We start from the raw sequence: 18,267 nt of genomic DNA, 5'->3' as shown, positions 1-18,267 counted from the left end.
CGAGAGATCCGATTTTCTCCTGGTGCAGTGCAAAAGGAGATTGGGCCATGAACATCCACCTCACCAAAAGCCAGATCGGGCTGGACGGCGTTCCCGCGGCCGAAACCGTGCTGAGCCATGTCGACGGCGAACGCGGCGAGTTGATCATCGCCGGCGAGCATGTCGGTACCCTCGCCGCCAAATCGAGCTTTGAGGGCGTCACCGCCCGGCTCTGGAACGGCGCCAGCAAGACCACCCTGACCGAAGCCAATGTCCGGGCGAGCCTGGGTGCGGCGCGCGAGCGCGCTTTCGCACGGCTCACCGAACTGCTGCCGGCGACCCAGGGCATGGGCATCATCGACGGGTTTCGTGCGGCGGTCGCGGGCCTGCGCGCCGAGCCCGGGCTGGAGCACGAAGCAACCATCGTCGGCGCGTTTCCGGTGATCGCGGGCGCGCTGGTCCGGCGCGCGAAAGGGCTCGATCCGATCGCGCCCGATCCGAACGTGAGCCATGCCGCCGATACGCTGCGCATGCTGCATGGGCGCGCGCCCGCATCGCGCGAGGTCACGGCGCTGGATGCCTATCTCGTCACCGCCAGCGACCACGGCATGAACGCCTCGACCTTCGCCGCGCGCGTGGTGGCCTCGACGCAGGCCGATCTGTTCGCGGCCGTCACCGCCGGCTATTGCGCACTGACGGGTCCGCTGCATGGCGGCGCGCCGGAGCCGGTGCTGGAAATGCTCGATGCGATCGGCTCGCGCGAACGCATCCAGCCCTGGGTCGATGCGGCGCTGGCGCGCGGCGAGCGGATGATGGGCTTTGGTCACCGCGTCTATCGCGTGCGCGATCCGCGCGCCGACGTGCTCAAGACCGCGGTCGAGGCGCTCGCGACCAACGGCACCGACCTGCCGTTTGCCGGCGAGGTCGAGGCCTATATCCGCGCAGCGCTGCGCAAGAAGAATCCGGAGCGGCCGCTGGAGACCAATGTCGAGTTCTTCACCGCGATCCTGCTCGACGCGCTGGCGATCCCGCGGCAGGCGTTCACGCCGATCTTCGCGGTGGCACGTAGCGCCGGGTGGACCGCGCACGCGCGCGAGCAGCAGCGGACGGGACGGTTGATCCGGCCGAGTTCGTCGTATGTGGGGGCGATGCCGGAGGGGTGAGGCGGCGGCATGCGAATGAAATGCGATGGCGGAGCCAAACACTCCGCCGTCGTCCCTGCGAAGGCAGGGACCCATACCGCGTGATCTATCGATGAAATGACGGCGTCAGTACCGACGAAGACTTCACTGCGAGTCTTCGCCAAACCTCTCCCTGGGGTTATGGGTCCCGGATCTGCGCTTCGCTTGTCCGGGACGACACCGAGGGTTGGGCGCCGTAGTGCCTATACGGCAGGCGCGGAGGCCTCAGGCCTCCCGCACCACGGTCTTCAGATAATTGTACGCCTTGATGATCTCGATCAGGCGATCCTCGGTGGAGCGGTCGCCGCCATTGGCGTCGGGGTGGTGCTGCTTCACCAGGGCCTTGTACTTGGTCTTGACGTCGGCGAGCGTGGAATCCGGGCCGAGGCCCATGACCTGGAGCGCCTTGCGCTCGGCGTTCATCACCTTGCGCGTCTCGGCCTTGGGCTGGGCGGTCTCTGGACCCTTGCGCCAGCCGGTACGACCGTTGAGCTCCTGGAACATGCTGAACGGATCGAAGGCACCGTCGATCTCGGCTTCCGCGCCCTTCTTGACGCCGCCATTGGCGCCCATCTTCCAGGTCGGACGATGGCCCGTCAGCGCATCCTTCTGATAGCGCGCGACCGCGTCGGCATTCATGCCGGAGAAGAAATTGTAGTTCTGATTGTACTCGCGGACGTGGTCCAGGCAGAAGTGCCAGTACTCGCGCTGGTTATCACGGCCCTTCGGCGCGCGGTGCGCGCCCTTGTTCTGACACCCGGTCCATTCACAGGCGACCACTGTGTCGCGCGGCTTCACCTCGGGCTGCTTGCCCCGCGGCTTCACGCGGATGGAGTCGAAGAACTTTGATGAATCGATTGGCATGGCTGACTTTGACTACGCAATGCAAAAACCTTCAAGTCTTGACATTGCAATTAGCTGGCTACCCCGGCAATTGACGGAGCGTGATCGCAGGATTTAATGGCACCCATGGTTATGAAAGACACTATCAGCAACAAGTTGCAGGAAGCTTTCACGCCGGAAAGCCTGCAGGTCGTCGACGAGTCACATTTGCATGAAGGCCACGCCGGCCATCGGCCGAGCGGCGAGACGCACTTCCGCGTTTATATCGTGTCTCAGGCCTTCAAAGGGAAGAGCCGGGTCGACCGTCACCGCATGATAAATGCGGCGCTGGCCGCGGAACTTTCCGGCAGCGTGCATGCGCTGGCGATCCATGCGCAGGCCCCGGGGGAAGGCTGATCTCTTACCCTCCCCCTCCAGGGGAGGGTAAGAAAGAAATCAGAACGACGTCCCGGCCCGCTTTGGCCTCGCCTCTTCCACCTCCGCCTCACGCGGGACCGGTGAAATACGGAGTGCGGTGATGCGGTTGCGTTCACGGCGGAGGACGCGGAAGCGGAAGCCGTGGAACGTGAAGCTCTGGCCGCGGTCGGGGATCGAGCGCGCCTCGTGAATGACGAGGCCGGCAACCGTGGTTGCCTCTCCATCGGGCAGACGCCAGTCCATGGCGCGGTTGAGGTCACGGATCGGCACCGAGCCGTCGACCACGACGGAGCCATCCGGCTGCGCCCGCACGCCGGCGACCACGACGTCGTGCTCGTCGGAGATGTCGCCGACGATCTCTTCCAGAATGTCTTCCAGCGTCACAAGGCCTTCAACTTCGCCATACTCGTCGACGACGAGCGCGAAATGGGTTTTCCGACGCCGGAATGCCTTCAACTGCTCGGACACGGGCCGCATCTCCGGCACGAACCAGGGCGGCAGCGCGATGGTGGAGACGTCGATGCGCGAGGTGTCGCCGTCGGAGGCGCGGATCGCGCGCAGGAGATCCTTGGCGTGGAGCACGCCGATGATGTTTTCCGGCTTCTCGCGCCACAGCGGGATGCGGGTGTATTCGGTCGCCAGCACCTCGCGCACCAGATCTTCCGGCGGCAGATCGGCGTTGATCATCATCATCTCGGTGCGATGGATCATGACGTCGGAGACCTGGAGCTCGCGCAAATCGAGCAGGCCACCGAGCATGTCGCGGTCCTGCTTCTCGACCTTGCCCTCATGGTGCAAGAGGTCGACGGCGCCGCGCAGGCGCTCGGTCGGCGACAGGATCGCCTGGTGCTCGCCGGCGAGGCCGAACAGGCGCATCAACACGCGCACGATGACCTCGACCACCCGCAGCAGCGGCCCCAGCACGTACATGGTCAGCCGCATCGGGCGCGCGACCGCGAGCGCCATCCGGTCCGGCGCGTTGATGGCGATGGTTTTCGGCAGAACCTCCGCGAAGATCACGACCAGCGCCGTCATCACGCCGGTGGCATAGAGCACGCCGACATCGCCGAACCAGGCGGTGAAGATGGAGGTCGCCAGTGCCGAAGCGCTGATATTGGCGATGTTGTTGCCGAGCAGCAGCGCGCCGATCAGGCGCTCGCGCATGTCGAGCAGTTGCGAGACCACGTCGGCGTCGTGATTACCCTGCTTGGAGAGCCGCAGCATGCTGGCGCGCGAGGCGCCGGTCAGCGCGGTCTCGCTCGCGGCGAAGAAGCCGGACACGAGCAGGCAGATAATGACGATGGTGAAGCCGAGCCAGTCCATGAACCACTCTGGTTTCTTGTCTAAGTGCCGTTGAGCCGCGTCTCACGCCTTGAGCGCGAGCTTGTCCTTGAGGAAGTCGCGCACCGGCGTCGGCTCGACATCCTTGGCGATGACGGCACGTCCCACGGCCTCCAGCAGGATGAAGGTGAGCTTGCCGCGCTTGACCTTCTTGTCCTGGGCCATCAGCGCCATCAGCGCGTCGGCGTCCGCCAGGCCTTCCTGTGCGAAACCCGCAATGTCCTGCAGGCGCGTCGGCAGGCCGGCTTCGATGAGATGCCGCTCGACGCGCGCTGCATCAGCCTCGCCGATCATGCCGAGCTTCGCCGAGAATTGCGCCGCCAGGGTCATGCCGATCGAAACGCCCTCGCCGTGGAACAGGCGATCGGAGAAACCGGTCGCGGCTTCCAGCGCGTGACCAAAGGTGTGGCCGAGATTGAGCAGCGCGCGCTCGCCGGTCTCGCGCTCGTCGCGCGAGACGACGCCGGCCTTGGCGCGGCACGAGGTCGCGATCGCGTGCTCACGGGCGGAGCCGCCCTTGAAGATGTCCGAATGGTTCTTCTCCAACCAGGTGAAGAAGGCCTCGTCGCCGAGCACGCCGTATTTGGCGACCTCGGCATAGCCGGCACGGAATTGCCGTGGCGACAGCGTGTCGAGCACGGCGGTGTCGGCAATCACCAGCACCGGCTGGTGGAAGGCGCCGAGCAGATTCTTGCCCTGCGGCGAGTTGATGCCGGTCTTGCCGCCGACGGAGGAATCGACCTGCGCCAGCAGCGAGGTCGGCACCTGCACGAAATCGACGCCGCGTCGCAGGATCGCGGCGGCAAAGCCGGCGAGATCGCCGACAACGCCGCCACCGAGCGCGATGACGAGATCGTTGCGCTCGATTTTTGCCGCGATCAGGGCCTCGCTGACCTTTTCCAGGCCGGCATAGGTCTTGGAGATCTCGCCTTCCTCGACGACGATTCGCGAGGTCGGAATGCCGGCGGCGGCGAGCGAGGCTTCGGTCGGCTCGAGCCAGTATTTGGCAACGGTACGGTCGGTGACAACAGCCGTGCGCACGCCGGGACGCCGAGCGGCGATCCGCTCGCCGAGCGAGGACAGCACGCCACGACCGATGACGATGTCGTAGGCGCGATCGCCGAGGGCGACGTCGACATTGACGGGATCGGAATGCTTGAGGGGCGCAGTCATCGAACGGCACTCGCGAGGTCGGCTGGTGGTTGGCCGCAGAGATACCCATGCAGCGTCTCGATCGTCTCATCGACGATCCTGTCGTGCGGCACATCGCGCGAGGCGATGGTGAGGTCGGCCTTGCCATAGAACGGCTCGCGCTCGGTGAGCAGGCGCGTCACGGTTCCTTCGGGATCGGGGGTCTGCAGCAGAGGACGGTCGGCGCGGCGGCGGACACGGCGCATAATGACGTCGTGGTCGGCCCTGAGCCAGATCGAGATCGCCTTCGCTGCGATGCGGCTCCGCGTCTCCTCGCGCATGAAGGCGCCGCCGCCGGTCGCCAGCACCACAGGGCCGCCGTCGAGCAGGCGCGCGATCACCCGCGCCTCGCCGTCGCGGAAATGCGGCTCGCCATGGCGCTCGAAAATCTCCGGTATGGTCATGCCGGCCGCCGCCTCGATCTCGGTGTCGGCGTCGACGAAGGGCAGCTTGAGCCGCGCGGCCATGCGGCGGCCGATGGTCGATTTGCCGACCCCCATCATGCCGACCAGCACGATGGAACGCGCGCCCAGCACCGACAGGATGTCGGTCTCGGGGCTCGCTTGTGCTGGCAGCGCGGCGTCGGACATCATCTCGCTCGATTGGATCTCGCTCAAAGTGCCGCCAAAGGCGGCATCCCGGCCACCTATACGACCCCCTCGGGGCCCTCGCCAGAGGACTCTTGCCACGAAACGGCGAACATGTTGGATGATTTCATTGGTTAATTTGCAAACCTGAGACCTCGTCGAGACCTTTTCCGATGCCCAGCCTGTTCCGCTTCCTGACGGTCGTCGCCGTGATCGCCGGCATCGTCTATGGCGTGGTGTTCACGCTGGCCAACTTCGTCAATCCGAAGTCGCGGGAAATGACGGTGACGATCCCGCCGGATAAATTTCTCAAGAAATAGCAGCTAGCCTCAGGGGCATGCGCAAATCCTCCGCCAGCAAGCCCTCCGACGCCAAGCTCACCGGCCTGTTCCTCGACATGCTCGCGGCGGAACAGGGCGCCGGCCCCAATACGCTCGATGCCTATCGCCGCGACCTCACCGATTTCTCCGAATTCCTCGGCCGCACCGGCCACGGCTTCGTGGACGCACAGACGCAGGTCCTGCGCGATTATCTTGGCGATCTCGATGCGCGCGGCTTCAAATCCTCCAGCGTCGCGCGACGGCTGTCGGCGATGCGGCATCTCTATCGGTTTCTCCTCAACGAGCGCATCCGAACCGAGGATCCCGCGGCGATCCTGTCCGGGCCCAAGCGCGGCCGCGGCCTGCCAAAGGTGCTGTCGATATCAGATGTCGACCGCATGCTCCGCCGCGCCAAGGAGATGAGCGAGGCGGCGGACGCCTCGCCGTTGCAGCGGCTGCGCGCATTGCGGCTCTACTGCCTGCTCGAGGTGCTCTACGCCACGGGCCTGCGCGTCTCCGAGCTGGTGTCGCTGCCGCGCACGGCCGCCAAGCGCGACGCCCGCATGATCGTGGTACGCGGCAAGGGCGACAAGGAACGGCTGGTACCGCTCAACGAAGCCTCACGGCAGGCGATGGCGGATTATCTGTCGGCAACGGAAGCTGCCAAGGAAAACAAAAAGGGCGAGAAGGGCAGCGTCGTCACCGCGAAATGGCTGTTTCCCTCCTTCGGCGAGAGCGGACATCTGACGCGGCAGCATTTTGCCCGCGACCTCAAGGAGCTCGCGGTGGCCTCGGGGCTGCAGGCCCGGCTGGTCTCCCCGCACGTGCTGCGCCATGCGTTCGCCAGCCACCTTCTGCACAACGGCGCCGACCTGCGGATCGTGCAAACCCTGCTCGGCCACACCGACATCTCGACCACCCAGATCTATACCCATGTGGTCGAGGAGCGGCTGAAGAGCCTCGTGCGCGACCTGCACCCGCTGGCGGAGAAGTAGAGGCCCACCGTGCGGCGGTAGCCGAAACCGCCTTGACTTCGGCCACATCTCCGCAGAAAGAGCCGTGGCCTTGTTCGTGATTTGGAGCGCTCCCGGGAGTGCACAGGTCAAGCCTTTGAAGAAGCTACACTTCTTTACGAGAAGCCAACCTCGCTTCGCCTCTTCGCCCCGTCCTCCTATATTGAGTTGATGCCAGACCAGATGCGCAGCTATCTCGACTTCGAAAAGCCCGTTGCCGAGCTCGACTCCAAGGTCGATGAGCTCAGGACGTTGGCTGCCTCCGGCACCGACATCGCCGAGGAAATCGGCCGGATCGAGGACAAGGCGGCGCAGGCGCTGGCCGACCTCTATCAGAACCTGACGCCGTGGCAGAAGACGCTGGTGGCGCGGCATCCGCAGCGGCCGCATTTCAACGACTTCATCAAGGGCCTGATCACCGAATTCACCCCGCTCGCCGGCGACCGCAAGTTCGGCGAGGACGAGGCGCTGGTGGCGGGCTTCGGCCGTTTCCGCGGCGAAGCCATCTGCGTGATGGGCCAGGAAAAGGGCGATTCCACCGAGAGCCGCATCAAGCACAACTTTGGCATGGCGCGCCCCGAAGGTTACCGCAAATGCGTGCGGCTCATGGAGATGGCCGAGCGGTTCGGCCTGCCGGTGCTGTCGCTCGCCGATTCCGCCGGCGCCTATCCCGGCATCGGCGCCGAGGAGCGCGGCCAGGCCGAGGCGATCGCGCGCTCGACCGATGCCTGCATGGCGCTGACCGTGCCGAACGTCGCCATCATCACCGGCGAGGGCATGTCGGGTGGCGCTATCGCCATCACCACCGCCAACAAGGTGCTGATGCTGGAGCACGCGATCTACAGCGTGATCTCGCCGGAAGCCGCCTCCTCCATCCTCTGGCGCGACGGCAGCAAGGCGCAGGAAGCCGCCAACAACATGAAGATCACCGCCCAGGACATGCTGCGCTTCGGGGTGATCGATAGCATTTTGAAGGAGCCGGTCGGCGGCGCCCATCGCGACCCCGCCGCCATGATCGCCACCACCGGCGATGCCATCGCCAAGGCTTTTGACGAGATGCGCGGCCTGGACGGCGACGCCATTCGCAAGCAGCGCCGGCAGAAATTCCTCGATATCGGCCGGAAATTGGGCTGATTCGGACGGATTCCGGTGCCGTAGGGCCCCGGTAACCCGGTATTAACCCTTTTTTTGCCCAAATCGGCGATCTCTGTGGCAGCTTGGCTGCCAAGCCCAATTGAGTCCCAAGTTACGGCCCAGTTTAAGTCTCTGTTGACCATACCGCCTCGCCAACGGGCTCGTGATCCCCGGTCGGGTTGCGACCCTGAGGTGCGGAGGTTAGAATTTTAATCAATGGCTTCAGGGCATAAGCGCTGGGGCTTGGTCTGAACAAAGTCCGGACATCCGGTCAGGCCATGCTCCAAAATCGGGGTTCGCGCTGCTTGCCCGGCACGTTGTGGGGTCCATCTTGAATTCTCGTTCGCTTGCTCGTGCGCTTTTGGCTTCGGTCGCGCTTGCCGCCAGCATTGTGCTGGCCGGCTGCGACACCGACCAGGTCTCGCTCGCGACCAACGCCAAGGCCAACCAGCCGGTCTCGCCAAAGCTCGTCGCCGCGATGGGCGAAAAGGACATGGATCTGCAATCGCCGATCCTGATCCGCCTGTTCAAGTCGGAGGCCGAACTCGAGATCTGGAAGCAGACCCGCTCCGGCCAGTTCGCGCTGCTCAAGACCTATCCGATCTGCCGCTGGTCCGGCGATCTCGGACCGAAGGTGCGCGAAGGCGATCGCCAGGCGCCGGAAGGATTCTACTCGATCAACCCGAGCCAGATGAATCCGCAATCGGCCTATTATCTCTCGTTCAACACCGGCTTCCCCAACGCGTTCGACAAGGCGCTCGGCCGCACCGGCTCGCAGCTGATGGTGCACGGCGATTGCTCGTCGCGCGGCTGCTACGCAATGACGGACGAGCAGATCGCGGAGATCTATTCGCTCGGCCGTGAGTCCTTCTTCGGCGGCCAGAAGGCGTTCCAGTTCCAGGCGTATCCGTTCCGGATGACGCCGGTGAACATGGCCAAGCACCGCAACAATCCGAACATGGCCTTCTGGAAGATGATCAAGGAAGGCTATGATCATTTCGAGGTGACGCGGCAGGAGCCGAGGGTCGACTTCTGCGAGAAGAAGTACGTGTTCGACGCGGCACGCGCACCCGACGCCAAGCGCGATCCCGTGTTCGACGCCTCCGCCAAGTGCCCGGCCTATATCGTCCCCGAGGACATCGCCGGCGCCGTGCGCGAGAAGGAGCAGCGCGACGAGGCCGAGTACAACAAGCTCGTCGCCAAGGGCACGCCGGTGGCGCGCATGAACACCGGCATCGACGGCGGCATGAACAAGGTCTTTGCCGCGAAGATTCCGGAAGGCTCGACCGGCCTGTCGGAAGGCGCCGAAGGCAATACGCTGCAGATGCTGGCGATGTCGAAGGCGCCGGGCACGATCCCCGGCACCGTCAACCCGCCGAAGCCGAATCTCGAGCCGGCCGCAGCCGCGCCGCAGGAAGAGCCGGTCGTCGCCGTCAGCGCACCCGCGACCAACACCCGCGTCGCCTCGGCCGAGAAATCCGGCGGCTTCTTCTCCAATCTCGGCCGCAAGATGGGCCTCGGCGCCGCCGACACGACGGCGACCGCATCCGCGCCGCAAGCAACCGCATCGGTGGCCCCGGCGCCCGCAGCGACGAGCACGGCGTCCAAGCTGAAGGCCGCCGTGACGAGGTTCGTGCCCGGTCACGACAAGTCGAAGGACGCACCGGCTGTTGCCGCGAAGCCTGCCGAGCCCGCGAAGCCCGCCGAGACAAAAGTCGTCGCCGCAACGCGGCCGGCGCAAAAACCGTCGGTGAACGGCAGCACGGGTGACGGCGCGCAGATGGCGGGCGCAGCGCCGGTGGTGTCGTCGAACTCGTTCGACAGCCGGTTCGGCGCGGTGAAGTAAGCGGGCTTTGGACGGTCTCGTTCCGGCCTCACCCAATCGACAATCTCTCACCGTCACCCTGAGGTGGCCGCCTCTTCGGCGGCCCTCGAAGGGCGACGGCCCGGCTGCCAGCTCGGCCGGGCATCCTTCGAGGCTCCCGGCGCGATGCCTGGCATCGCGCCACTCGCGCCTCAGGATGACGGGATTGGCAGGGGCTCGCAGTAAGGAGATAGCCGCCGAACTTGCTGATAGATCTACGGCGCCAGATACCGCAGCAGCTCCGGATTGCCCCTCACCTCGCCTGCCTCGCCTTGCAGCGCGACGCGGCCACGGTCGAGCACATACGCATAGTCCGCGACACGCAGCGCCAAATCGAGGTGCTGCTCGACGATGATGACGGCGATTTGCTTGGCGAGCTCGATCAGGCGCTCGGTGATTTCCTCGATCACGCCGATCCAGACGCCTTCGGTCGGCTCGTCCAGCAGCAGCAATTTCGGATCGCCGAGCATGGCGCGGCCGATTGCGAGCATCTTGCGCTCGCCGCCGGAGAGCGTGCCGGCGGGTTGATCGAGGCGCTGGCCGAGTTTCGGGAAGATGGCCAGCACGCGGTCGACCGCGGTGGCATCCTTGTTGAAGAGCGAACCGACCGCGAGATTGTCGCGCACGGACAGGCGCGCAAACACCGAATGCTCCTGCGGCACATAGCCGATGCCGGCGCGGACGCGCTCCTCGGGCCGGCGGCGGCTGATGTCGCGGCCGTCGAAGCCGACCTCGCCCTTCCATGCTGGCAGCTCGCCGACGATGGTCTTCATCAGCGTGGTCTTGCCGGCGCCATTGCGCCCGAGCACCGCGACGCCGCCGCGCCAGGGGATCCCGAGATTGACGTCGAACAGGACCTGGCTGCGGCCATAGCCGGCGTCGAGATGTTTGATGTCCAAAAATTCAGGCACGGCGCAGATAAATCTCCTGGACGGATTTGTTGGCCTGGATCTCGGACACGGTGCCCGATGCCAGCACCTTGCCCTGGTCGAGCACGGTGAGGCGATCGCAGATGTCGCGGATGAAATCGAGGTCGTGCTCGACGATGACGAGCGAGCAATGCTGCTTGATCGGCTGCAGCAGTTCGCCGGTGACGCGGCGCTCCTCCAGGCTCATGCCGCCGGTCGGCTCGTCGAGCAGAAGGAGTTTGGGTTTGCCGGCGAGCGCCATCGCGATCTCCAGCCATTGCTGCTGGCCGTGCGACAGCGCTGCTGCCGCATCGAAAGCGCGGTTCGCGAGACGGAACTGTGTCAGCATGGTCATGACCTGATCGTGCAGCGCGACGCGCGTGCGCGAGAAGACGAGGTCCAGCAACGAGGACTGCGCCTGCAGCGCGAGCAGGATGTTGTCGTACAGCGTCAGCGACGGCAGCACGCTGGTGATCTGGAACTTCAGACTCATGCCCGCCCGCGCCCGCTCGGTCGGCGTGAAGGCGGTGATGTCGGTATTGGTGAAGCTCACCTTGCCTTGCGTCGGCACTTCGGCACCCGCAATGCACTTCATCAGCGTGCTCTTGCCGGACCCATTGGGGCCGATCAGGCCGTGAAACTCGTTCTCGCCGACGGTGAGCGCTGCGCCATCGAGCGCGGTGAGCTTGCCGAAGATCTTCGAGATGCCCGAGGCTTCAAGGAGCGGCATTTTACTTCCCCTTGATCCTGGCACCGAAGCTGCCGACCCGCTCGCGCTCACCGAGGACGAAGCTGATCAGGCCCAGCGGCCGGAACAGGATCACGAGCAGCAGCAACAGCCCCAAAATGATCGGCCAGATATCGCGATAATTGTCCGAGAGCCAGAAGCTGACGCCCTCGACGATCACAGTGCCGATCACGGCGCCGATCAGCGTGCCGGAGCCACCGAACAGCACGTAGAGCACGACTTGCGTCGAGACCACGACGCCGACCATGTTGGGCCAGACGAAGCCTTCGTGGAAAGCATAGAGACTGCCGGCAAGGCCCGCGATGGCGCCGCCGATCGCGAAGATGATCGCCTTCAGGTGCTGCGCCTTGTAGCCGAAGAAGGCGATGCGCTGCTCGTTTTCGCGTAAGCCCGCGAGCGCCAGCCCGAACTGCGAGCGCACCAGGAAGCGGCAGAGCAGATAGACCACGATGAGGATACCGAGGACGAGGTAGTAGAACCCCGGGCCTTCCGAGAATTCATAGCCGCCGAGCGTCATCGATGAAATCGAGGGAATGCCGTTCTGGCCGCCGAGATAATACCAGCCGCGCGCGAGGCGATCGGCGGCGTAGGAACCGGTCAGGGTGCCGAGCGACACGAAGATCACGCTGGAGGGATGCCGGCCCAGCAGCAGGAAGCCGCCGAGCAGCAGCGCGAAGGTGAGGCCGATCAGCGTGCCCGCCGGCAGCACCAGGAAGATGTCGGTGATGTCCAAGTCGCGCGCGAGCAGCGCGACGCCATAGCCGGCCGAGCCGAAGAACAAGGCCTGGCCGAAGCTCATGATGCCGGCATAGCCCCAGACCAGATCGAACGACAGCGCGAACAGCGCGAGGATGACTACGCGCGTCGCGAACACCGTGAGATAGTCCTGCAGCACCAACGGCGCAGCGAGCGCGGCAACGAGCACCACGCCCTCCACGATCGGCAGGACTTTTCGTCCCGCCGCGACCTGTGGCGCCGCTCCGCTGCTACCCATTACAATGTCCGTCTCCCCGCCGATCTCGGCGGGGATTGCCTGTTTCACTGCGCTCATCGACTTCGACATGCGAGCTTAGCATTCCTTGGGATCGACGAGACCGTCGCTGCGTCCGACGATCTCGTAGTTCCCGGCTTTGGCGACGGCAGTGTACATCTTCATCTTGCAGTGGCGCTTGCCCGGCACCATCTCGGCCGGCCCGCCCGGACCTTCCGCGATCTTGGCGTGGTCGAGCGCAGCCGCGACCGAGTCGCGGTCGACCTTGCCGGCTTCCTTGACGGCCGCCTCCCACAGCTTGAGGCCGCGATAGGTGCCTGTCGCGGCACTTCCGGCCGCGAACAGGAAGTTGCCCGGGAAGTCTTTTTCGTAGGCCGCCTGGATTTTTGCGTCGAACGGATTCTCCTTGGTCAGCACCTTGAAATAGTCGAGGCAGCTGGCGAGGCCCTCGATCTCGGCGGCCTGATTGATGTTGAGCGTGTTCTCATCATAGTAGACGCAGGCCAGACGGCCGCCGTTCTTGAGGAAGCCGGCTTCATAGAGCTGCTTGAAGAACGGACCCACGCCCGGCGGGATGACGGTGTTGAAGACGACGTCGACCTTGTTGGAGACGATGCGGTTGACGGTCGCGGAGAAGTCGACCTGATCGAGCGGATAATACTCCTCGAACACGACCTCGCCGCCGTTGGATTCGATCACCTTGCGGGCATAGACGTTGAGCGTGTGCGGCCAGACATAGTTGGCGCTCGGCAGCGCGAACTTCTTGCCGCCGTTCTTGATCAGCCAGGGGATGAACTCGTCGCATTGCTGGGCCGGCGTCGGCCCGGTGCAGAACAGATACGGCGTGCACTCCTTGCCCTCATAGAGCTGCGGATAGATGTAGAGCGTCTTGCCGCGCGCCACGATCGGGTCCTTGATCGCGTTGCGCATCGACGAGGTGATGCCGCCCAGCACCATATCGACCTTGTCGCGCTGGATCAGTTTTCGGACGTTGCCGACAGCGACCGATTCATTCGACGCGGTGTCCTCGATGTAGAGCTCGAGCGGGCGGCCGAGCAGGCCGCCTGATGCGTTGATCTCCTTGATCACCATCTTGGCGACGTTGGCGTCGGCATTGCCGGCATACGCGATCGGGCCGGTGAGATCGGTCGCGATGCCGACCTTGATCGGGGCTTCGGCGGCATTGGCCCAGGGCGCCGGAATCACCCAGCTGCCGACCCCGGTCGCGACCGCACCGGAGGCGAAAGCGAAATTGGACATAAAGCGGCGGCGTGAGAGTTGACGATCGAACATATGACTAAACCCCTTTTCCAGCGATGAGGCCCTGCGGCCGGAATTTGATGAAGGCAATGGCGAGAACGAAGACCAGGACATCGGCGACCACGGGCGCCATGATCCAGGGCAGTGCGGCACTGAGCGTGCCGATCACACCCGCGCCGGCGACCGGGCCGATGAAGGATCCGACACCGCCGACCATGACGGCGACAAAGCCCTGGATCAGGAAGCGGATGCCGAGATCGGCATAGAGGCTGAACACCGGCACGATCAGCGCGCCGGCAAGGCCGGCGAGCGCCGACCCAAAGGCAAAGGTGGCGCCGTACATCAGTGGCGTGGAAATGCCCGATGCGCGTGCCAGCGACGGATTCTCCAGCGTGGCGCGCATGCGCAGACCAAAGCTCGTGCGCGACAGCAGGAGATAGCAGCCAGCCATCACCAAAAGCGTGATGACGATGATGGTGAAGCGCCACGCCGAGATGTGCATGGTGCCGATATCGATCGAGCCACCGATCGGCTCGGGGACGGTGAGATAGAAGCCGCCGATCAGGCCGCGCACGGATTCGCGGATGATCAGGCCGAGCGCATAGGTGCCGAGCATCGCCACGATCGGCGCGGCGTAGAAGCGACGGATGATCAGCGCCTCCAGCACGAATCCGAGTGCGCCGACGACAAAGGGCGCCGCAACCATGCCGGCCCAGATCGGCAGGCCCTTGGCGTAAGCGAGGTAGGTGATGTAGGCCCCGAGCAGGACGAACTCGCCCTGCGCGAAGTTGAAGATACCCATCATGCTGGCGATGATCCCGAGCCCCAGCACGATCAGGACGATGATCGCGCCAAAGCTCAAAATCTCGAACGCCGCGACGAATGCGTTAGCCATACGTTGCGATCCACCCCACTTGCACCAGCGCGCCCCTCACATCTTCTTCCAGTCGCCGATCTGCTCGAAGGCATGGGCGGCGCGGTAGATGGTGGATTCCTCGAACATGCGACCGACCAGCATCAGGCCGACCGGCAGGCCGTCGACCATGCCGCAAGGCAGTGACATCGCGGGATGATGGGTGATGTCGAACGGCGCGGTGTTCGAGATCATCTCGAGCGCACGCGCGACGTAGTCCTCGCGGCTGGCGGTCGGCTCCGGCAGCTTGGTCGCCTTCATCGGCGTCGTCGGCAGCAACAGGAGGTCGTAATCCTTGAAGGCCTTGTCGTAGGCTGCAGTGAGGCGGCGGGAGATGTTGAGCGCCTTGCCGTAGTAACGGGGACCGAAGGTGTTGTTGATGTAGGTGCCGAGCAGCAGGAACAGCTTTGTGGTCTCGGACAGCGAGTCCGCCTGCCGGCGCCAGCCGCGATGGAAATCCATCAGCGTGGTCGAGTAGAGGTCGCCGCGCGACAGGCCATAGCCGTCGCCATACATCATGGTCTGGGTCATGCCCTCGGTGCCGATTGGCGTCCAGATCGCGGGGCCGGCGAGATGCATCGGGATCGAGACCGTCTCGACAGTTGCGCCGAGATCCTTGAAACGCTTCGCGGCTTCGCGCACGCTTTCATTGACGGCGGCCTCGGCAGTCGCCTGCTCGAAGCCTTCTTTCAAGATGCCGATCTTCATGCCCTTGACGCCCTGGCCGAGCGCCTTGGTGTATTCCTCGACCTTCGGTGCCTTGATGCGGGGATCGTAACCGTCATCGCCGGCGAGCACTTCGAGCAGCAGCGCGTTGTCGGCGACGGTCGCCGTCATCGGGCCGGTGTGATCGACGAAGATCTCGATCGGCATGATGCCGGTATAGGGCACGAGCCCCCAGGTCGGCTTCATGCCGTAGGTGCCGCAGAACGAGGACGGCATGCGGATCGAGCCGCCCTGGTCGCCACCGATCGCCATGTCGACTTCGCCGAGTGCGACCACGACACCGCTGCCGGAAGACGAGCCACCGGCCGAATAGCCCATCTTGTAGGGATTGTGGACGGCGCCGACCGCGTTGGTGTGGCTGCCGCCCGACATGCAGAAGGATTCGCAATGCACCTTGCCCGCAATCTCGGCGCCGGCATCGAGCATGCGCGTGACGATGGTGGCGTCGAAATCGGGAACATAACCTTCGAGCGTGGTCGAGCCGTTCATCATGGGCACGCCGGCCAGCATGATGTTGTCCTTCAGCGCGACGGTCTTGCCCTTGAGCTTGCCGGAGCTGGCGCCCTTCACGGTCGACTTGCGGTACCAGGCGTTGCGGGGGTTCTCTTCCGCCGACGGCTGGTAGCCCGGCGTGCGCGGATATTTCACCGCCGGCACCTCGTCGGGCATGGCGCCGACGAGATTGTAGGCATCGATCGAGCCCTGCATCAGGCCGCGGAACGAGGCGACATCGTCGTCGGTCAGCGCGAGGCCGCACTGCTCGGCAACGCTGCGAAGTTGGGCTGGCGTGGGAAGGACAACTGTCACGGCGCTCTCCTGAAGTGTCTTGAAACGAACGTTGGGCGCGACCGCCCCGGCGCGACGCACGCACCATCGGCGTCGCCAAAACATTCAAAACGGAAATATTTTCCTTTTCAAGTATTATTTTGCGATTGCCCGCGTCCCGATTGCCGCTGCCATCTCAGACCGGCTTGATCAGCTTGAAGTCGAGGCCATCGGCCTCGGCGAGATACATCTGCATGCGGGCGTGACCGTTGCGTACGACCACCGGGCCGCGCGCGCCGCCGTAATCGATGTTGCGCCCCGCCGCGAGCATCGGCCCCATCGCCAACGAACCGGCCTTGTTCGCGACAGCTTCAAGGAATCGCAGGCCCTCGTAGCTGGACTGGCCGAGCGAGCCGATCGGCGCGGCGTTCGGTCCGAACATCTGGTGATAGCGGCTCTGGAAGTCGTCATTGGCGCGCGAACCGACACCGGGGAAATAGCCGGAGGCACAGAACATGTTCTCGCTGTTGTCGGCGCCGATGCCGAGCAGCACGGTCTCGTCCATCGCACCGGCCAGCCGCAACGTCGTCGCGGCAAGACCGCACTCGCCGAAGGCGCGATTGAAGGTGATGCTGTCGGTACCAATCAGCGAGATCAGGACGACGTCCGGCTTTGCGGCGCGGATACGCTCCAGATGCGGCTCGTGATTGTCTTCGCCGAGAGGAACGAACTCCTCGCCGACGACGCTTCCGCCGGTTTCCTTGATGTAGCGCTTCACCGCGCGGTGCGACTGCCACGGCCAGACATAATCGCTGCCGATCAGGTACCAGCGCGCCGCTCTCTTGACGTCCGCCAGCCAGTGGATCGAAGGCCGGCTCTGCCAGCGCGGCGTTTCGCCGATCGCCATGACGCCCGGCGTCAGTTCGCCGCCCTCATAGACGGGCGTGTAGATATAGGGGATCCGGTTCGCGGTGGTGATCTTGCGGAGCGCGACGCGAACCGCGCTGGTGTGCATGCCGATGACGAGATCGATCTCGTCGTCGACGACCGCCTGCTTGGCGCGGCTCAGGACACCGTCGAGCGGACCGCCGGCATCATAGATCGACAGCTCGATCTCGCGCCCCAGAATGCCGCCACGCTTGTTGATCTCGGCGACTGCGAGCTGCGCGGTGTTGGTGGCGCACGGCCCCCAGATACCGGGGGAGCCGCTGCAGCAGATGAAGCAGCCGACGCGCAGCTTGTTGGCACCGCGACGCCGAAGAAAGGCATGATCGCTCGGCGACAGCGCGCCGTCAGCCGCCGATGACGACAGATTCCTGAACAGCAGAGACGGCGGCAACGCCGGACCGCTGTGAGCCGGGAAGTTTACCGTCGCGCGCACGCCAACTCCTGTCCGGTACCAGACCTGAAAGCACATTGAGCAGGCGGCCGCGGCTTCCGCCCTTTTGTTGTGCAATCATCCTATTTTGAAAATATTGAATATTCAAGAATTGAAGTGCATATAGAAGCAGCATTGATTGCAAGACATTCACTCATTTGGGTCAAGACGAAGTCTTAGCCGTGGCAAAATCGAACGCTCCAATCACCGAACACCTCGCCTACCTGCTCGCGCAAGCTAACCGGGAGATCAACCGGCAGCTCGAACTGCGGTTGAGCAAGGAGGGAGTTCCCGTCGAGCAGTGGCGCATCCTGAAAGTACTGTCGGACGGCGATGGCCATTCGATGGGCGAGCTTGCGGATGCCGTGCTGCTCAACCATCCGACGCTCACCAAGATGATCGACCGCATGGTCTCCGACACGCTGGTCTATCGCGTGCAGGACCCGAACGACCGCCGCAAGGTGCTGATGTTCATCTCCGATCGCGGCAAGGTGCTTTGCAAGAAGCTCAACTCGCTCGCGGTGGACCAGGAAGAGCACATCCTGGAGAGCTACGGCGACAAGTCGACGAGCGAGCTGAAGCGGCTGCTGGAGAGCTTGATCGACAGCTCGAATTGAGGTGTGGCGCTTGTCGCGAAAGTTGCGGCGTCGCCAAATCAACAAAGACTGTCGTCCCGGCGAACGCCGGGACCCATAACCACAGGGCGTG

Annotated in this window: 18 protein-coding genes; 7 read left to right on the top strand and 11 right to left on the bottom strand. The window is 64.5% G+C overall.

Going from position 1 to position 18,267, the window contains the following annotated elements; translation table 11 throughout:
• The first annotated feature begins 47 nt into the window (after nucleotides 1–47).
• Nucleotides 48–1,142 carry a citrate synthase/methylcitrate synthase gene (locus tag QA645_RS03375; RefSeq protein ID WP_283048192.1) on the top strand — a complete coding sequence of 365 codons (1,095 nt, stop codon included), beginning with the start codon at nucleotides 48–50 and terminating at the stop codon, nucleotides 1,140–1,142.
• 243 nt (nucleotides 1,143–1,385) lie between these two features.
• Here the strand turns inward: QA645_RS03375 and QA645_RS03370 are convergent, their stop codons facing one another.
• Complete coding sequence (locus QA645_RS03370; RefSeq protein WP_254127852.1) at nucleotides 1,386–2,024, bottom strand: DnaJ domain-containing protein; 639 nt, start codon at nucleotides 2,022–2,024, stop codon at nucleotides 1,386–1,388.
• A 105-nt stretch (nucleotides 2,025–2,129) separates the two neighbouring features.
• Between QA645_RS03370 and QA645_RS03365 the strand changes: the two genes are divergently transcribed.
• A complete protein-coding gene (locus tag QA645_RS03365; RefSeq protein ID WP_234684900.1) occupies nucleotides 2,130–2,399 on the top strand; it encodes a BolA family protein in 270 nt (89 codons plus the stop codon).
• A gap of 39 nt (nucleotides 2,400–2,438) precedes the next feature.
• Here QA645_RS03365 and QA645_RS03360 read toward each other — a convergent pair whose 3' ends face one another.
• Genes QA645_RS03360 through QA645_RS03350 form a run of 3 tightly spaced genes read right to left on the bottom strand, consistent with a single transcriptional unit; the run spans nucleotide 2,439 to nucleotide 5,542 of the window.
• Nucleotides 2,439–3,743, bottom strand: a complete 1,305-nt coding sequence (locus QA645_RS03360) for an HlyC/CorC family transporter (protein ID WP_283048189.1) — start codon at nucleotides 3,741–3,743, stop codon at nucleotides 2,439–2,441.
• Between the two features lie 42 nt (nucleotides 3,744–3,785).
• Nucleotides 3,786–4,934, bottom strand: a complete 1,149-nt coding sequence (aroB, locus tag QA645_RS03355; RefSeq protein WP_283048187.1) for a 3-dehydroquinate synthase — start codon at nucleotides 4,932–4,934, stop codon at nucleotides 3,786–3,788.
• Nucleotides 4,931–5,542, bottom strand: a complete 612-nt coding sequence (locus tag QA645_RS03350) for a shikimate kinase (protein WP_283053650.1) — start codon at nucleotides 5,540–5,542, stop codon at nucleotides 4,931–4,933. The genes aroB and QA645_RS03350 overlap by 4 nt, the downstream gene beginning before the upstream one ends.
• A gap of 170 nt (nucleotides 5,543–5,712) precedes the next feature.
• Here QA645_RS03350 and QA645_RS03345 point away from each other — a divergent pair, with 170 nt between their 5' ends.
• From QA645_RS03345 to QA645_RS03330, 4 genes are all read left to right on the top strand, one after another.
• The gene (locus QA645_RS03345) at nucleotides 5,713–5,859 is read left to right on the top strand and encodes a histidine kinase (protein WP_283048185.1); all 147 of its coding nucleotides are present in this window, start codon (nucleotides 5,713–5,715) and stop codon (nucleotides 5,857–5,859) included.
• Between the two features lie 17 nt (nucleotides 5,860–5,876).
• The gene (gene xerD, locus QA645_RS03340; RefSeq protein ID WP_283048183.1) at nucleotides 5,877–6,854 is read left to right on the top strand and encodes a site-specific tyrosine recombinase XerD; all 978 of its coding nucleotides are present in this window, start codon (nucleotides 5,877–5,879) and stop codon (nucleotides 6,852–6,854) included.
• A 189-nt stretch (nucleotides 6,855–7,043) separates the two neighbouring features.
• Complete coding sequence (locus QA645_RS03335; RefSeq protein WP_283048181.1) at nucleotides 7,044–8,006, top strand: acetyl-CoA carboxylase carboxyltransferase subunit alpha; 963 nt, start codon at nucleotides 7,044–7,046, stop codon at nucleotides 8,004–8,006.
• A gap of 331 nt (nucleotides 8,007–8,337) precedes the next feature.
• A complete protein-coding gene (locus QA645_RS03330) occupies nucleotides 8,338–9,852 on the top strand; it encodes a murein L,D-transpeptidase family protein (protein ID WP_283048179.1) in 1,515 nt (504 codons plus the stop codon).
• A gap of 233 nt (nucleotides 9,853–10,085) precedes the next feature.
• Here QA645_RS03330 and QA645_RS03325 read toward each other — a convergent pair whose 3' ends face one another.
• The 7 genes from QA645_RS03325 to QA645_RS03295 all read right to left on the bottom strand — a co-directional run bounded on the left by QA645_RS03325 (nucleotide 10,086) and on the right by QA645_RS03295 (nucleotide 17,562).
• Nucleotides 10,086–10,781 (bottom strand): ABC transporter ATP-binding protein, encoded by a 696-nt coding sequence (locus tag QA645_RS03325; protein ID WP_254191411.1) that lies wholly within the window; start codon nucleotides 10,779–10,781, stop codon nucleotides 10,086–10,088.
• Nucleotides 10,774–11,508, bottom strand: coding sequence for an ABC transporter ATP-binding protein (locus QA645_RS03320; protein WP_283048176.1), 735 nt, complete (start codon nucleotides 11,506–11,508; stop codon nucleotides 10,774–10,776). The genes QA645_RS03325 and QA645_RS03320 overlap by 8 nt, the downstream gene beginning before the upstream one ends.
• 1 nt (nucleotide 11,509) lies before the next feature.
• On the bottom strand, nucleotides 11,510–12,589 hold the full coding sequence (locus tag QA645_RS03315; RefSeq protein WP_283048174.1) for a branched-chain amino acid ABC transporter permease: 1,080 nt from the start codon (nucleotides 12,587–12,589) through the stop codon (nucleotides 11,510–11,512).
• Between the two features lie 6 nt (nucleotides 12,590–12,595).
• Nucleotides 12,596–13,810 carry a substrate-binding protein gene (locus tag QA645_RS03310; protein WP_283048171.1) on the bottom strand — a complete coding sequence of 405 codons (1,215 nt, stop codon included), beginning with the start codon at nucleotides 13,808–13,810 and terminating at the stop codon, nucleotides 12,596–12,598.
• 4 nt (nucleotides 13,811–13,814) lie between these two features.
• Nucleotides 13,815–14,672, bottom strand: a complete 858-nt coding sequence (locus QA645_RS03305; protein WP_254127839.1) for a branched-chain amino acid ABC transporter permease — start codon at nucleotides 14,670–14,672, stop codon at nucleotides 13,815–13,817.
• 36 nt (nucleotides 14,673–14,708) lie between these two features.
• Nucleotides 14,709–16,223, bottom strand: a complete 1,515-nt coding sequence (locus QA645_RS03300; protein ID WP_254127838.1) for an amidase — start codon at nucleotides 16,221–16,223, stop codon at nucleotides 14,709–14,711.
• A gap of 154 nt (nucleotides 16,224–16,377) precedes the next feature.
• Entirely contained in the window at nucleotides 16,378–17,562 is a 1,185-nt protein-coding gene (locus QA645_RS03295; protein ID WP_283048168.1) for a substrate-binding domain-containing protein, read from the bottom strand.
• Between the two features lie 179 nt (nucleotides 17,563–17,741).
• Between QA645_RS03295 and QA645_RS03290 the strand changes: the two genes are divergently transcribed.
• Nucleotides 17,742–18,176 carry a MarR family transcriptional regulator gene (locus QA645_RS03290; protein WP_057747431.1) on the top strand — a complete coding sequence of 145 codons (435 nt, stop codon included), beginning with the start codon at nucleotides 17,742–17,744 and terminating at the stop codon, nucleotides 18,174–18,176.
• Nucleotides 18,177–18,267: the final 91 nt, after the last annotated feature.

The organism is Bradyrhizobium sp. CIAT3101 (assembly GCF_029714945.1).
In the GTDB taxonomy this organism is placed as follows: Bacteria; Pseudomonadota; Alphaproteobacteria; order Rhizobiales; family Xanthobacteraceae; genus Bradyrhizobium.
Note: the sequence above shows the minus strand (reverse complement) of the source record. Positions and strands in the feature narration are given on the sequence as shown.